A 14,936-nucleotide genomic window follows, 5' to 3' on the forward strand; every position below is an offset into this window, starting at 1 on the left:
ACGTTACAACATCAGCATATTAGCACATTAAATAGTAGGCTGCAATTCCCTGACTACGGTGCAGTTGAAATTATTAACCGGTTTGATTTTTTAACCTTAAACATCAAACCTTAAACAAGAACAAGTCATGCGTCACGGAGACAAAATCAAAAATTTAAGCCGCACTAAAGCGCACAGAGAAGCATTATTGGCTAATCTTTCTAATCAATTAATTGAGCACAAACGTATCGTAACTACTTTGGCTAAAGCTAAAGCATTGCGTGTGTTTGTTGAGCCTTTGATCACTAAAAGTAAGGAGAACACTACACATCAGCGTCGTATTGTTTTTAGTCACCTACAAGACAAAGAAACAGTTAAAGAATTATTTGACAATATTGCTGCTAAAGTAGGCGGTCGTCCTGGTGGTTATACCCGTATCATTAAACTAGGCGCTCGTCCTGGTGATAATGCGGAAAAAGCGATGATCGAATTAGTAGACTACAACGAAATTTACGGAAACGGTGTAGGCGAAGAAAAAACTGCTGCTAAGAAAACACGTCGTCGTGGTGGTAGCGGTAAAAAAGCTACAGCGGCTCCTGCTGAGAATGCAGAAGTAGTTGCAGAAGCTCCGGTAGTAGCTGAAGAAGCAAAAGCTGAAGAAGTAGTAGCTGCTGCACCTGCAGTAGAAGAAGCTCCTGAAGTTCCTGCTCAAGAAACAAAAGAAGAAGGTAACGAAGAAGCGAAAGCTTAATTGTAACCAGACTAATAAAGTTTAGCGCCTCACGAAAGTGGGGCGTTTTTTATTGCCATATAAAGAATGTCTCCGTATTATTGCAATTGTAGTACTGGATTGTTATGGCAAAAAGTGTTTGTTGAAGACAGAGGGTTTAATTACAGAAATCTGATATGCTTTATAATTATTTATAATAGGGGAGGCGATCAGCAAAGTAGCCAGTCGTTGGTGTTAACTTAGTAATACAATGATCCGGTACTGGTTTGGATTTGATTTTAGCAACTATAATCGAACAATACCACCGGGCCTAAGGTGGGGTTGCGGTATAACTGCGTATAATTATGAGCACGCCTTGATGTTATTGAAAAGCAAAGTGTTTAAGAATGATATATTGCCGGAGACCTTTAAATATATAAAGAATGTAAACATTAATACACTGGATCAGGGACATGTTATTTCCAATATGAAGCCTCCGATTTACTTGGGCGTTTGGTTTCCTATCGGATTTGATTAAAGCTGAAGCCGGGATTAACTATTCAAGAAAAGGCAATATTATGAATGTAGAGGAATTAAAGACGATATTAAAAAGCTTGAATGTACCAGACCAATGGTACGCTATAAATGATGGGTTAAAAGCAGATGCCTTGATATTGTACGAAAACTATAAGTGCTGGGAACTTTTTTATTATAGCGAAAGAGGAGATAGGCTAGATCATAAAGTGTTTGAAACGGAAGAGGAGGCCTGTTTGTATTTATTGGAGAGAATTAAAACACAGGCTAGCTTCTTAAAGCGGTAAGCGTTGTGTTAATTACACAAATAAAAAGAGGAGCCTGAAGACTCCTCTTTTATTTATAAATAATAGTTAAGGTTGGTTATAACCAACTTCCAACAAAGGACTCGCTAGCTCCTTTATCATTGGCTAGTTTTCTTCTCCTCGCATTTACTTTACGTTTCTGCCTGAACATGGTAATAAACATCAACGGGATAAAAAGGAAGATAGCTGGAGGAATTCCCAGGAAGGATATCCATTTACCGCCATACTGCTTCTGCATCGGACGTTTTAATCTTTCTGCAATCAGGTACATACTTGGTACCATAAACAGTGTCATAAAGAATGCGAAGATCAGACCGAAAATGATGGTCCAGGAAAGCGGCTTCCAGAAAGTTACGTTGTCACCTCCAAAGAAGATCCTTGGATTCAACTCTGCAAACAAAGTAACAAAGTTGATATTGAAACCAACGGCTAGCGGGATCAGGGCCAATATAGCGGCTAATGCGGTAAGTAATACCGGGATGATACGGGTTTTACCGGCTTCAATAACAGCCTCCCTGGTTTTCATGCCACGCGATCTTAACTCATCGGCAAACTCAATTACGAGGATACCATTCTTAATAACAATACCAGCCAGGCCGAGAATACCTACACCTGTCATCACCACTGAAACAGTCATGCCGGTCAATGTAAAGCCAAGCAATACACCAATGATACTAAAGACAATTTCAGTGAGGATGATAACGGATTTACTCATTGAATTAAACTGCATCACCAATATTAACAGGATAAGACCCAAGGCAATTACCAGGGCTTTACCTAAAAATGCTCCTGTTTCAGCCTGCTGCTCACCCTCACCGGTTTGTTTAATGGTAACGTCATCGCCGGTTTTACGGAATCCTTCAATGGCGTTAGCTATATCGGCATTTACTGCGGTTGGAGTATAGCCAGATAGTACGTTGCTTCTTAAAGTGATCACACGTTTCTGATTCTTACGCTGAACACTACCCAAGGTGTTGGAGTAATCAACCGTTACCAATGAACTGATCGGAACGCTTTTAACCTGGCCGCTTGCCATATCTCTAAAGCGAATGGTCATGTTCAGTAAATCGGTAAGACTTTTACGCTGTACTTCATTGCTGCGTACATATATTTTATACTCATCTTCACCATCTTTTATCTTACTGGCTTCATTTCCAAAAAGGGCTGTACGCAATTGCATGCCTATCTGTGCAGAAGAAACCCCTTCGCTTAAGGCACGCTCCCGATTTACGGTTAAAGCAATCTCAGGGCTAGCCAGATCCACGTTCATTTTCAACTCTTCCACACCGGGAACCTGTACGCTATCCAGGAAGTTTTTCAGGTCAACTGCTGTTTTGATCATATCATCAAACTGCTCGCTGGCTACTTCAATATTTACAGGCGGGTCAGTAGGTGGACCGTTTTGTTCCTGCTCTACCGATACCTCAGCCCCTGGTATATTTTTGATGGCGGCACGTATCTTATCCAGGTAAGGTCCTGTTTTTACGCCATGCCTTTTTTCATATTCTACAAATGATACCTGTACACGTCAAGCTCGCTTCGCGTACTCCTGTCTCCACTGTTAGGGTCTGCGGCACCTACAGCTACGTTGGCGATCACACTTTCGACAACCGGGTTTTTCTTGTTTTTAGCAGGATCAATCTCTAATGCCTGGTTTACTCTTGTTTCCAGATACCTGGTAACAGAATCGGTATACTCAACATCAGTACCTGTAGGCAGTTTCAAGTAAACATAAATAAAGTTGGGATCAGAGCTGGGGAAAAATACTACCTGCGTTCTGCCGCTTGCACTCGACATGCCGAACATGATAACCGACACAACCAGGAGGCCAAATGCCCCAACCAGCAACCATACCGGCTTCCAGCCATTTACGGCCCATTTTAGTAGAGACTCATAATGGTCCATGATCCAGGGGAGTACCCTGTTCTGGAAATTATGTATCCATCCTGTAAAGAAATAAGAGTTTAATGCAGTCAGTATTGCTAAGGCCAGCGATAAATTACCCACAAAGAAGAACATGCCGCCTTCAGGTCTTGAAGCAAAGCCTAGCAAATCGAACAGGATGCCTATTGCCACCATAACGATAAAGGCCCTGGATTTGAAAACATCTGATTTTTTCTTTTCATGATGATCTTCAGCATGGTTCATAAAATCTACTGCAAACACAGGGTTCATGATAAATGCTACCAGGAGAGATGCGGCTAAAGTAAAGATGAGCATCAACGGCAGGTAAACCATGAACTTTCCAATAATTCCGGGCCAGAACAATAGCGGGAAGAACGGAGCCAGCGTTGTTGCTGTACCAGCTAATACAGGAACAAATACTTCACCGGCCGCCATCATTGCAGATTTCTGGGAATCGAGTTTTCCTTTGGCCTCAACAAATATGCGGTGCGTATTTTCGATTACTACAATCGCATCATCCACGATAATGCCCAGGCCAAACAACAGCGCAAAGAGTACCATGAAGTTCAGCGTAATGCTACCTCCGATAATGATCTCTCCCAACGGGATAAACATAAAGGCCACGAACATACTTAGCGGTACACTCAATGCCACAAAGAAGGCGTTGGTTAATCCCATAAAGAACATCAGGATCACTAATACCAGTATAAACCCAATTACAATAGAGTTTACCAGGTCGTTAAAAGAAGTACGTGTAGAAATACTCTGGTCACCCGTAATCACAACGTTCAGATCTTTAGGAAAAAGATCTGCTTTCATTTCCTCGGTGATCTTCTTTACCGCATCACTGGTTTCTATCAGGTTCTCACCCGAACGTTTTACGATATTTAAGGTAACCACATTTTTGCCATCCAGGCGCGCATAGCTTTCGGTTTCTTTAATAGTATCTTTTATCGATGCGATATCTTTCAAATAAACCGGGTTGCCGCTGGTGTTACGTAGTATTACCTTTTCTATGTCGTAGGCTGTTTTAAACTGACCTTTCAGTTGCAGGTTACGTCTCATGTTACCCACCTCCAACAAGCCGCCACTAATATCCATGTTCTCATATTTAATGGCATTGGCAATGTCATCAAATGTAATGCCTGCAGCTTGCATGCGGGCATTATCCACGTTTACCTGGAACTCTCTTTCCGGTGCACCCACCATATCTACCCTGGTAATTTGAGGCAGCTCTTCCAGTCGATCCTGCATTTTGTCCGCGTATTCTTTCAGTCTTACTCCATCATAATCACCACTCAGGTTCACATACATGATGGGCATTTCTGAAAGGCTCACTTCCATGGCCGTAGGCTCCTGGGTTAGATCCGTTGGTAAATCCTGTTTGGCTTTGTCAATCGCATCTTTTACTTTTTGAACGGCTACATCCACCTTCACATCGGTTCCAAATTCTACCTGTATCGCAGAGTAATCCTGCACAGAGGTACTGGTTACTTTAGATACCTTTACGCCTGTGATACCTTTGATCTGTTTCTCAATAGGCTGCGTAACGAGGTTTTCCATATCCTTAGGTGAGTTACCTACGTATATAGTGGAAACATATACGGTAGGGATCACCACATCGGGAAAGCTTTCTTTAGGAAGGGTAACAAAAGTAGTTACTCCGAATATTGACACAAAAAGTATAAGCAGGTAAACCGTGGTGCGGTTTTTAACCGACCAGCTGGTAGGCTTAAACTCCTTGAATTTTTCAGTGAAATTTTCTAAAACACTCATATCCGAGTTTGTTTATAGTTTGAAATTATGTTTCAATAACAACAGTTGCCATAGTCAACTATCAACTGCATACCGGCAACTTATTGAACCGGTGTGGTAGTAATTACCTGACCATCATATACGCTCTGAAATCCTTCAGTGATTAACTGATCGCCATTGGCAAGCCCTGATTTGATTTCCAGCCGGTCTTTGTACAATTCACCCGGTATAACTCTTTTTTACGCGCAACTAGCTTTTTGTTTTCTGTAATGGCTACCAAAACGAACTTGCCCTGCTGGTCAGTTTGCAAAGTATTTACCGGAACCGTGATTGCATCCGGCCTTGAATAATCTTCAATCTGAACTCTTGCAATCTGGTTAGCACGGATAGCCGGATCAGAAGGTACATTAGCTTCAACATAAAAGCTACGTGTAGATGGGTCGATCAGCTTACTTACCACTGAAGCTTTAGTTTCAATTTTCTTGTCATTTGCTTCAGGTAATGTGACAGTGATAGAGGAACCCACATTAACACGGTCCAGGTAGTTCTCAGGTACATTTACCAACAGCTTGAGCTGAGAAGTATTTACAATGGAGATTTGTGCACCCGTAGCGCCCATACCTGTAAAAAGCTCACCCACTTTTATATTCAACTGGTCAATAGTACCATCGATATCTGCAGTGACATTCGAGAAGCTTAACTGCTCGCGTGCTGCACCAGCCTGTGCTTCTGCTGCCTGTACCTGAGCCGTTAGCTGATCTACATTGGCCTTGGCCTGTATCACCTGCATTTCAGCGCCAATATTATTATCCCAAAGATTTTTTTGACGCTGGTAAGTGGTTTTAGCCAGCTCCAGTTGCGTTTTAACTGTAGCTACTTGTTGTTGTGCTGCAGTTACCTGTTGGCGTAATAAGGCATCATCCAATTTAAGAAGGGTTTGTCCTCTTCTAACGCGGTCGCCCTGTTTTACATACAATGCGCGTACGATACCTCCCTGGCCGTTACGTGGAGCAACATAGGCATTTTTACGCGCATCAATTTTACCTTGCAAGTCAATGAAATGATCAAAATTGTCACTGCCGATTTTTTCAACGGATACCAGTTTTGCTTTTACGAAACCGGGGTCTAAAGCGGCAATTTCATCGTTCAATTTATTAATCTGATCCGATATTTTCTTTTGCTCGCCTTTTAGTTTTTCCAGCTCTACTTTTTTATCGTTTAGTGCGCTGTTTTGTTCTTTTTTACCACCACCGCAGGATGCTAAGATGGCCGTGAAGGCAACTATCGATGTTAGTTTTAATATATACTGCATATGAATTGATTTATAGTTTGGGGTTTATGGTTTATAGTTTGCCCGATGCTTTCAGGAAATCGACTTTTGCTATTACTGCATTATAGAGCGCATTGTAGTAGTTTGTTTGCGAAGATTGCAATTGTACACGGGCAGCGTCAATTTCTATTTGGCTGCCAGTTCCAATTTCATATTTCTTTTTAGTTTGTTGGTATACCTTTTCGGCCAATTGCATATTATTTTTCTGATAGTCCATATCTGTTAAGGCAGATCGGAAAGTGTTTAAAGCAGCTTCGCGCTCATTATCTATATTGTTTTTCAACGCCTCTACCTGGTTTTGGGTTTGTCTGAATTTAATCCTTGCCTGTTCTACACGAGCATTTGTGGCAAACCCATTAAAAATGGGTACTGATAATTTCAGAGAGAGGGCACTTACAGGGAACCAGAAGGCACTGGAATTATACATTTTTCCCAGAGTGCTCGCCATCGTCATTTGGTTCCAATATCCCGAGAAGGCTAGCGTTGGAATTTTACTTTTTATAACGCTGAATATCGTATTCATTTAATTTAAGGCCAAGCTCAGCGGTTTGATAATCCAGGCGTTGGGCATAATTAAAGCTGCCTGTTTCCAATGCCCCTTCTTTAATTTCATCATCACTTAAGTCGTCTGTCAGGATCAATTGATCTTTCACTGGCATACCCATTAAAACTTTTAGTCCGAGATAGCCATTATTAACCGAATTTAATACCTGAATTCGCTGGGACCTTACATTTGAAAGTTGTACTTCGAGCTTATCTATTTCCAGCTTTTCAACGAAACCATTGTCATACATGATCTTGGTATCATGTATGTTTTTCTCAATCAGCTTCATGTTAGAGTCGAGCAGAGCAATCTGTACCCTGCTTAACACAAGCTGGTAATAGACTTTAGTTAGAGAGGTGCGTATCTGTTCAGCTGTAACTTCGGCATTCTTTTCTTTAAAGTCAATAAGTGTCTTTCTTGCTTGCAAGCCTGTAAAAACCTGCCCGTCAAAGAGTATCTGGCTTACAGAAACACCTGCGGAGCTATTCCATTTGATGCCAAAAGCAAGTCGAAAATCTTCCGTACTGGGGGCCCCATTCTCGCCAAATCCGGGTGTTCCGGCAGGAATAATCGAGAATGGTATTTTCAGATTATCAGTAACATCTGCGCTTCCATTAATCTGAGGAAAGGCAGTTCCTGTTACTTCTCGGTTTACCTGCTCTTGCAATTTAATATCCAACAAAGCATTTTTCACCTGCACATTATTTTTTTGTGCATACTCTAAAGCCTGTTGCAGGGTAAATTGATGGGTTTGCTGGGAAAAGGTTGTTTGAGCAAAGACGATAAGCAGCAATGCCACCGTCGCTATTTTAGTTCGTATCATCAGTAAGTGGTTTTATTGGTTCGGTTTTGTATTTATTGATCATTCGGGTACCTTTTGGTGTTGCAATTCCGTAAAGGAACAGGATGAATATTTCTTTTTGTAAAGTGCCCAGGTCTGTTTTCATAGCGTCGTAAAAGCTGCGCTGAAAAGGCAAATTGATACTTTCTACTCTCAACCGGCTCACAAGGGCTACATCAACATCTTCTCTGAACAATCCATCCTTAACACCCCATTCTATGCTTTGATGAATGAATTTGTACAGGTAATCTTCTTTAAATTTTAAGAACTTTCTATACGCCGCAGGGTAATATTTCTGCATATCAAACAAGAGCACGGGATTCAATCTACGCATCATTTCAGATACAGAGGCTGTAGCCAAAAAACCTTCATGGATCGCATTTTTGGCTTTTTGCCTGCAGTTTTCACAATTGGCATGGTTGGTTTCCAGGATCATGCCGATGGTATCTGCAACCAGGGTTTCCTTATCGGTGTAATACTGATAAAGCGTCTTTTTGCTCATTCCTGTTGCAGCTGCAATATCATCCATGCTCACCCGCCGCATACCCAGTTGCATAAACAGTTCTTTTGCTTTTTCTCTTATCCTTGTTTTATTGTCTACCACCATTGCCATCGTGCCGCGAAACTAAGGAAACTTTTTCGGGGCTATAGTTTCCTTACGAAATTATTTTTTACCTGCACTGGTTTTGAAAACGGGCTCAAAAATAAATTACCTTAAAAAAGAACAAATATTTTTAGGTCAATGACCGTTTAAAGGGGGTAGGTGGTAAAATGGTCTCATTCCAGATCAATAAAAGATATAGTATCTTGCGCCTCAAATGCCTAAATATCTTTCCCATACCCCTAAGGATACCGTCCTGAAAACCTTGTTTCGCTACTTTGTTCAGGGGGTGATCATTCTTGCGCCTGTTACCATTACTGCCTATATTCTGTATGTTGTGTTCGACTGGATCGACAGCCTGCTGAGACCAGTATTCACTACGCCGGGAGTAGGTTTTGTGTTGATTATCGCATTTATTATTTTTATCGGTTGGTTAAGTAGCTACTTCATTATGGAGAGTGTGATCAACTTTTTTGATCATTGGCTGGAGCGGACACCAGGCATTAAGCTAATTTATAAATCGATCAAAGATTTTTTCCAGGCTTTTGCCGGGGATAAAAAGAAGTTTACCAAAGCCGTACTTGCTAACGTATTTAACAACGATGTCTGGATCGTAGGCTTCCTAACGGATGACGAAATGGATAAGTTTAATATGGGACATGAAATGGTAGGGGTGTATGTGCCTCAGGCATATAATTTTGCCGGCCAGTTATATATTTTGCCAAAAGAACGCGTAAAGCCTATTGAAAACCTTACTGCCGGCGATGCCATGAAGTATACAGTAACAGGCGGGGTGGTAGAAAGTTAGTTAGTATTAAATATATGGGAAGGAAAATTCTGATAGCAATAACTGGGGCAAGCGGATCTATTTACCCTGCCCAGATGATTGATAGGCTTTTAAAGCTAAAGGATCAATGGGAAACACTTGCGGTAGTGGCTACAGATAATGCCATGGAAGTGTGGCGGGTAGAAATGCAGGAGGCTTTTAAAGAAAAAGAAGGGGTCTTGTATTTTAATAAGCATGATTTCTCAGCGCCTTTTGCATCAGGTAGTGGCCAGTATGATACCATGATCATTGCTCCCTGCTCTATGGGTACTTTGGGGCGTATTGCGAACGGCATTTCCAATGATCTGATCACACGTGCGGCTGACGTGGTTCTGAAAGAACGCCGGAAGCTGATATGCGTGGCGAGGGAAACACCTTACAACCTGGTGCATATTCAAAATATGGAAAGGATCACCTTAGCCGGCGGGATCATCTGCCCGGCTACACCTTCATTCTACAGCTTGCCGCAAACTATTGAAGAGTTGGCTGCGACCGTAACAGATAGGGTATTGGATTTGGCGGGGTTCGATATTCAGAGCTTTAGATGGGGGCAGTAAAAAGCCGGCTCCTTTTAAGAAACCAGCTTATATATCTTAGGCGCCGTTTTACTTAGCCTAAATCGACTTTGAACGGAACTTTTTTAGGAGGCAGACACTGTTTGTCATCACATGTCTGATAAGTAACAGTTCCCGAAATATTAGTTTTGGCTGCCGCCTTCAGCGTTATTTTCTGAACAAAATTTACTGTTTTCGAGTATTGATTGGCACTGGCGCCTACGCTGGCATCATGAAACTTTTCCATTTTACCCACTTCTTTCACAGCTCCCTCCAGCTTCACTAACGGATTGCCGGTAAATGAAAACTTGGTCGGAATGTTGATCGCATCAGCAGGCTGTGTCTGCGAATACAAATGCCATCCATTATCCATAACGGCAGTCATGTGTATTTCGTAAACCTTTGCAGATATTTTTTGCTGGTAAATTTCCAGCTTACCGGATTCAATTGCGCTTGAGCAGCAGTAACCACTAATATGGTTGTCAAAAGGAAAACTAACTTTTTCATCTATACATTTATGTTTTTAAAGCAAATTAAGATACAAAATTAACTACTTGTAGATGCTTTTTACGCATCTTTGGTTGTCTTATGCCAGAGGATAACAATTTCAACTGCTTTTTGTTTTTTAAAACCTTGCAGCATTGGCATTAGCTACCACAAATTACTATACAGCTGATTGGCTACGATAAAAGCTATGGTTAGCCAAAATGATATTTTCGGGTATAGTTTTAATTCTGCATTTAAATAGCCATAGCCATGAAATGCAGCAACGGGCACTAAGGCTAACACCAGGTTTTCTGATGTTTTTCGATATCGAATAACCCCGCAACTATCGTCACTGCCAGGTAGCCAAGAAATAAGTACCACCCCTTTCGTATATGAACCAACATTTTAGCCGAATTAGCCTGCACATAATACATGCCGGCCAGTAATGGCGCCAGAAGCAAAAATAAAGCGCCGGCATGCCAAAGCGAATACCTGATGTCTGAACTCAGAAAAGAAAAGTGGTAAAAGTAGGAGGGTACTTCCAGCTTATCATTTAAAAACAAATAGGTACCATAGAAGTAATAAGGACTGATTAATCCTAACAAAAGTATAATCCAGTCCGAAAGCCTGAAAGGTCTTAGTACTAATAAAGCTAAAAAAGCCCAGGCGACGAAAAAGAGTGCCGGGAAGAAGAACAAAGAAGCCAGCCCAATAAGCAACGATGCATTGAAAATATGGTTTTTTACATGGTGCGATTGATAAAGCAACTTAAATGCTGTTAGCAATAATACAGATGCTACCAGGTTAGATGACAACATATTAAATGAAGGCAAAAAGGAGGTAATGAGCATATAAGCCATTCCAGACAGGAAATTAGGCTTATTCATAAAGCGGTCGGTGTTGATAAAGCTGTTCAGTATAAATGCAATCAACAGGTTCAGGCCAAAAGCGATTACAGCAAAAACAAAACCGCTGCCGTTAGTGACACGATCTAAAAAGCCGGTTAAATTGGTATAAAAGATACCATCGCTTTGCTTTATAATAAATCCCTTTGCATGAAAAAATGCAGGCAGTTTTATGAAAATGCCTAAAATGATCAGTAATATAATATTGCCCGGCGTTTTTTGCCTGAAGATGCCCGTCATGAGCAGTTTTGTATTTCAACACAAATAAAGTCAATAAATCGGACTAATACATACATTCATGCTGAAATAACCTGTATAAATGGTGTAAAGAGCATTTGTAAGCGTTGCTAACCTGGATTTGAATCGGTATGAAAAAACTCCGGCCACAATTAGCCGGAGTTTCTAAATAATGATATGTTACGTGTTTATCGTTCTTTATAGTTCTACTTTGGCAAAAGAAATATTTCTTTTGTACGAGTAGGGAATGATCAATTCTCCCGGCCCGGTTTGCTTACCATATTTGGGCATAAAGTTCAGGCGTTTCTCCGGGGCTTTTATTGGCTGCCCTTTACGGATGGTGCCATCGTTGCTGATCATAATATTTTCCAGATCGGATATTTTTCCTGAATTGTTCATTAAGAAAACGATACCATTAGAGCCGGGAAGTACCTGGTAGGAGATACTGCCATCAGTATTGTTTTCGCTCTGCGATTTTACGATAACATTATCCCAGGTTTTATTACCCTGTGCATCGAAGGAGAATATAGCAATATTACCAGCATTAAATTGTTGTGAGTTGCCTCCCCATGCGGATCCACCCCAACCGGGTCCCCATCCGCCCCACCAGTAGCTGCGATAGAAGAAAGGTGAATAATAAGAATAGGGCCACCAGCCACCCCAACGGCCCCATCCCCATCCCCAGCCAGGTCCCCAACCGCCCCACATGCCCATGCCCATTCCCATACCTCCCCATCCCCAACTACCAGCACCCCATCCGCCCCAGCGATCCCAGTCGTTGGTATTATACAGGGCTTCAGATGCTACGGTAAAACTACCGTCGTCATTTACAATGATATTATTGATGAAAAAGTTATTGAAGGCGCTTTTGCCCGATCGTCCTCTTGCTCTTTTTTCAGATCTTCATCAAATAAAGTAGTTTTTTCGAAAGCTGCTTTACCCGTGTTTTTTCCAGCCCGTAAACATACAGCCCTTCAATATCACCACGTTTTTTGGTGCTGTAAAAGGAAGATAGCAGGTAACGGCCGCTGGCATCATCTACCATCAGCTTGATGTCGTCAAGGAAAAGGTCATTTACATTCAGCTTGTGCTCCTCATAAGTGTCTTTGCCCGCCGGTTTTTCAATTAAAGCGGCGTCAACAATATTGCCATTTGTCTGGCGATGGTATTTAATAAACGAATAGCTACCATCATTTGCTACACTATGGCCTGTTAAATAATCACCTTTATATTCCATCGGCAACGAAAAACGGCTTTCACTTATGGGCTGTAGTGAGGCATTAAAAAGTTTGGTAGTAAAACGAAAAAGGCTTTTATCTTTTTTATTGATTTTGAAAACCATTAGCCTACTACCATCATTACTCGTAACAATGCTGTATATTTTATTATCCGTTTTGTAAGCGATCATGGTAGTGTCTAAAACGGTGGGCTCACTTAAGATGCGACCATTAGCTTCAATAGGTACTGATTTTAAATATACCACATCTCCCTCCTGGTGTTGAAACAGGAGGTGACGATGATTATCTATATTATAAAATGAAATATCCAGTATATCATCCCTTTTAGGAAGAATAGTCAACGGCACTTCCTCTCTCAATTGCATATTGTGATCATATACCGAAATACGATGATTGCCTTTTACTTCTTTGTAAACGAGATAGTTATCAGCGGCTTTGCCTAAAATCTCAAAATTCATTCGCTCTACATCCTCTTTGTTCACGGGCGCATACCTGATCGATTGCGCGTAAATGGAGAGAGAAAAAGAGCAAATGCAAGTATGGATAGAAATATGCGTTTCATTCGTTTGTTTTTATGTTGAACTTTGGCCTGATATATACCCTGTTTGATGCTATTTATGGTCAATACCTTCCAGGAACGCTCCTGATTTAACCAATTTTATACCATAAAGTTACGAATACATTGAGTATCGATTTCTAGCGAAGTCAGCTAATGCAAATTATAACTTTTCTTTTCAAAATATAAGGGTAAGTAATTAAAAATAAAGTTTTTTTCATTTGAAGCCTTTTATATAAACTTTGTATTCTTTTATTAAAAACTAAGAGATCTTATCTGGTGAAAGCTCACACTAATAAAGCAACTGCGGCGGGACTGCTTATTGCTTTAGGTATCATTTACGGTGATATTGGAACATCTCCTTTATATGTATTTAATGCTATTATCGGTAACCGGCAGATTACCGAACAGTTGATAGTAGGTACGTTATCCTGCATTATCTGGACCTTGACGCTACAGACAACCATCAAGTATGTTATTTTGATTTTACGGGCGGATAATAAGGGTGAGGGGGGACCTTTGCTTTGTATGCATTGGTAAGACGACGACGAAAATGGCTGGTGATTCCGGCTATGATAGGGGGCTGCGCTGATAGCCGATGGTATCATTACTCCTCCTATGACCATTACTTCTGCTATAGAGGGTTTGAAAATCCTTCCTGCTCTTAAAGATTTGCCTACTTCCACAATAGTCTGGATCGTTCTCGGTATTTTAGCCGCCTTCTTTTTCTACAACAGTTCGGAACCGCTTCTATCGGTAAAATCTTCGGCCCCATCATGTTTATCTGGTTTACCATGCTGGCGGTGTTCGGTGCCCTGCATATTGCAGACGATCTAACTATATTTAAGGCGTTGAGCCCGTACTATGCGATTGAATTTTTAATTACCTATCCGCATGGGTTTTGGTTGCTAGGCGCTGTTTTTCTTTGTACTACCGGTGCGGAGGCGCTTTATAGTGACCTCGGGCATTGCGGCAGAGATAATATTCGTTATTCCTGGATATATGTAAAAGCCTGTTTGCTGATTAACTATTTTGGACAGGGGGCCTTTTTACTTTCGCACTATAATAAACTCACTGTTACCGATGATATAAGGCAGGCTGTAGGTATCAACGCCTTTTTTAACCTGATGCCGGAGTGGTTTATTTTGCCTGGGGTGGTGATTGCGACAACAGCGGCGATAATAGCGAGCCAGGCGATGCTTTCAGGAGCTTATACGCTTATCAGTGAAGCTATCCGTTTAAACCTGTGGCCTAAACTCAGGATCCAGTATCCGTCAGAGGCAAAAGGGCAATTGTTTATTCCGGCTGTAAATACTATTTTGTTTAGCGGTTGCGTTTTTGTGGTGCTGTATTTTCAAAAGTCTTCTAAAATGGAAGCGGCTTATGGGTTAGCCATCATTGTAACCATGATTACCACCACAATTCTTTTTGCCAATTACATGGTATTAAGAAGGATCAATAAGGCATTTATCTACGTGTTTCTAATAGGCTTTTTTATAGTAGAAACTGCTTACCTCGTTGCACTGCTGGAGAAGTTCTCTCATGGCGGTTATATTACACTGATGATTGGAGGTATTATGTTCCTGGTAATGTATGTGTGGTTCAGGGCCCGGAAAATCAAAAACCGATAT

At 41.2% G+C, this 14,936-nt stretch carries 14 protein-coding genes and 1 pseudogene; 5 read left to right on the forward strand and 10 right to left on the reverse strand.

What is annotated here, in order from left to right; translation table 11 throughout:
• The first annotated feature begins 127 nt into the window (after positions 1–127).
• Both rplQ and MKP07_RS12195 read left to right on the forward strand, forming a co-directional pair.
• Positions 128–730: a 50S ribosomal protein L17 gene (gene rplQ, locus MKP07_RS12190; RefSeq protein ID WP_240847444.1), complete on the forward strand. Its 603-nt coding sequence runs from the start codon at positions 128–130 to the stop codon at positions 728–730.
• A gap of 536 nt (positions 731–1,266) precedes the next feature.
• Positions 1,267–1,509: a hypothetical protein gene (locus MKP07_RS12195; protein ID WP_240847445.1), complete on the forward strand. Its 243-nt coding sequence runs from the start codon at positions 1,267–1,269 to the stop codon at positions 1,507–1,509.
• 76 nt (positions 1,510–1,585) lie between these two features.
• On the opposite strand, the gene MKP07_RS12200 is transcribed toward MKP07_RS12195, so the two are convergent.
• From MKP07_RS12200 to MKP07_RS12225, 6 genes are all read right to left on the reverse strand, one after another.
• Positions 1,586–2,995 carry an efflux RND transporter permease subunit gene (locus MKP07_RS12200; RefSeq protein ID WP_262919716.1) on the reverse strand — a complete coding sequence of 470 codons (1,410 nt, stop codon included), beginning with the start codon at positions 2,993–2,995 and terminating at the stop codon, positions 1,586–1,588.
• A gap of 38 nt (positions 2,996–3,033) precedes the next feature.
• Positions 3,034–5,208: an efflux RND transporter permease subunit gene (locus MKP07_RS12205; RefSeq protein WP_240847446.1), complete on the reverse strand. Its 2,175-nt coding sequence runs from the start codon at positions 5,206–5,208 to the stop codon at positions 3,034–3,036.
• Between the two features lie 142 nt (positions 5,209–5,350).
• Positions 5,351–6,499, reverse strand: coding sequence for an efflux RND transporter periplasmic adaptor subunit (locus MKP07_RS12210; protein WP_240847447.1), 1,149 nt, complete (start codon positions 6,497–6,499; stop codon positions 5,351–5,353).
• 31 nt (positions 6,500–6,530) lie between these two features.
• A complete protein-coding gene (locus MKP07_RS12215; protein WP_240847448.1) occupies positions 6,531–6,965 on the reverse strand; it encodes a TolC family protein in 435 nt (144 codons plus the stop codon).
• 43 nt (positions 6,966–7,008) lie between these two features.
• Positions 7,009–7,884: a TolC family protein gene (locus MKP07_RS12220; protein WP_240847449.1), complete on the reverse strand. Its 876-nt coding sequence runs from the start codon at positions 7,882–7,884 to the stop codon at positions 7,009–7,011.
• Entirely contained in the window at positions 7,871–8,509 is a 639-nt protein-coding gene (locus MKP07_RS12225; protein ID WP_240847450.1) for a TetR/AcrR family transcriptional regulator, read from the reverse strand. The genes MKP07_RS12220 and MKP07_RS12225 overlap by 14 nt, the downstream gene beginning before the upstream one ends.
• Positions 8,510–8,768: 259 nt before the next feature.
• Here MKP07_RS12225 and MKP07_RS12230 point away from each other — a divergent pair, with 259 nt between their 5' ends.
• Both MKP07_RS12230 and MKP07_RS12235 read left to right on the forward strand, forming a co-directional pair.
• Entirely contained in the window at positions 8,769–9,311 is a 543-nt protein-coding gene (locus MKP07_RS12230) for a DUF502 domain-containing protein (RefSeq protein ID WP_240847451.1), read from the forward strand.
• A 14-nt stretch (positions 9,312–9,325) separates the two neighbouring features.
• On the forward strand, positions 9,326–9,886 hold the full coding sequence (locus MKP07_RS12235; protein WP_240847452.1) for a UbiX family flavin prenyltransferase: 561 nt from the start codon (positions 9,326–9,328) through the stop codon (positions 9,884–9,886).
• A gap of 52 nt (positions 9,887–9,938) precedes the next feature.
• Here MKP07_RS12235 and MKP07_RS12240 read toward each other — a convergent pair whose 3' ends face one another.
• The 4 genes from MKP07_RS12240 to MKP07_RS12255 all read right to left on the reverse strand — a co-directional run bounded on the left by MKP07_RS12240 (position 9,939) and on the right by MKP07_RS12255 (position 13,207).
• The gene (locus tag MKP07_RS12240; RefSeq protein ID WP_240847453.1) at positions 9,939–10,268 is read right to left on the reverse strand and encodes a protein-disulfide reductase DsbD domain-containing protein; all 330 of its coding nucleotides are present in this window, start codon (positions 10,266–10,268) and stop codon (positions 9,939–9,941) included.
• A gap of 397 nt (positions 10,269–10,665) precedes the next feature.
• Positions 10,666–11,514: a hypothetical protein gene (locus tag MKP07_RS12245; protein ID WP_240847454.1), complete on the reverse strand. Its 849-nt coding sequence runs from the start codon at positions 11,512–11,514 to the stop codon at positions 10,666–10,668.
• 195 nt (positions 11,515–11,709) lie between these two features.
• Positions 11,710–12,237, reverse strand: coding sequence for a hypothetical protein (locus tag MKP07_RS12250; RefSeq protein ID WP_240847455.1), 528 nt, complete (start codon positions 12,235–12,237; stop codon positions 11,710–11,712).
• Between the two features lie 169 nt (positions 12,238–12,406).
• Entirely contained in the window at positions 12,407–13,207 is an 801-nt protein-coding gene (locus MKP07_RS12255; protein WP_240847456.1) for a hypothetical protein, read from the reverse strand.
• A 377-nt stretch (positions 13,208–13,584) separates the two neighbouring features.
• Here MKP07_RS12255 and MKP07_RS12260 point away from each other — a divergent pair.
• A pseudogene (locus MKP07_RS12260) lies at positions 13,585–14,885 on the forward strand (KUP/HAK/KT family potassium transporter); the annotation flags it as partial.
• Between the last annotated feature and the right edge of the window lie 51 nt (positions 14,886–14,936).

The organism is Paraniabella hibiscisoli (assembly GCF_022512515.1).
In the GTDB taxonomy this organism is placed as follows: Bacteria; Bacteroidota; Bacteroidia; order Chitinophagales; family Chitinophagaceae; genus Niabella; species Niabella hibiscisoli.

Excerpts from the sequence above, each read along its gene's own strand:
- MKP07_RS12245 (WP_240847454.1), bottom strand. The coding sequence starts at position 11,514 with ATGACGGGCATCTTCAGGCAAAAAACGCCGGGCAATATTATATTACTG.
- rplQ (WP_240847444.1), top strand. The coding sequence starts at position 128 with ATGCGTCACGGAGACAAAATCAAAAATTTAAGCCGCACTAAAGCGCAC.
- MKP07_RS12210 (WP_240847447.1), bottom strand. The coding sequence starts at position 6,499 with ATGCAGTATATATTAAAACTAACATCGATAGTTGCCTTCACGGCCATC.
- MKP07_RS12250 (WP_240847455.1), bottom strand. The coding sequence starts at position 12,237 with ATGGGAATGGGCATGGGCATGTGGGGCGGTTGGGGACCTGGCTGGGGA.
- MKP07_RS12240 (WP_240847453.1), bottom strand. The coding sequence starts at position 10,268 with ATGACTGCCGTTATGGATAATGGATGGCATTTGTATTCGCAGACACAG.
- MKP07_RS12220 (WP_240847449.1), bottom strand. The coding sequence starts at position 7,884 with ATGATACGAACTAAAATAGCGACGGTGGCATTGCTGCTTATCGTCTTT.
- MKP07_RS12255 (WP_240847456.1), bottom strand. The coding sequence starts at position 13,207 with ATGAATTTTGAGATTTTAGGCAAAGCCGCTGATAACTATCTCGTTTAC.
- MKP07_RS12215 (WP_240847448.1), bottom strand. The coding sequence starts at position 6,965 with ATGGCGAGCACTCTGGGAAAAATGTATAATTCCAGTGCCTTCTGGTTC.
- MKP07_RS12205 (WP_240847446.1), bottom strand. The coding sequence starts at position 5,208 with ATGAGTGTTTTAGAAAATTTCACTGAAAAATTCAAGGAGTTTAAGCCT.
- MKP07_RS12235 (WP_240847452.1), top strand. The coding sequence starts at position 9,326 with ATGGGAAGGAAAATTCTGATAGCAATAACTGGGGCAAGCGGATCTATT.
- MKP07_RS12225 (WP_240847450.1), bottom strand. The coding sequence starts at position 8,509 with ATGGTGGTAGACAATAAAACAAGGATAAGAGAAAAAGCAAAAGAACTG.
- MKP07_RS12195 (WP_240847445.1), top strand. The coding sequence starts at position 1,267 with ATGAATGTAGAGGAATTAAAGACGATATTAAAAAGCTTGAATGTACCA.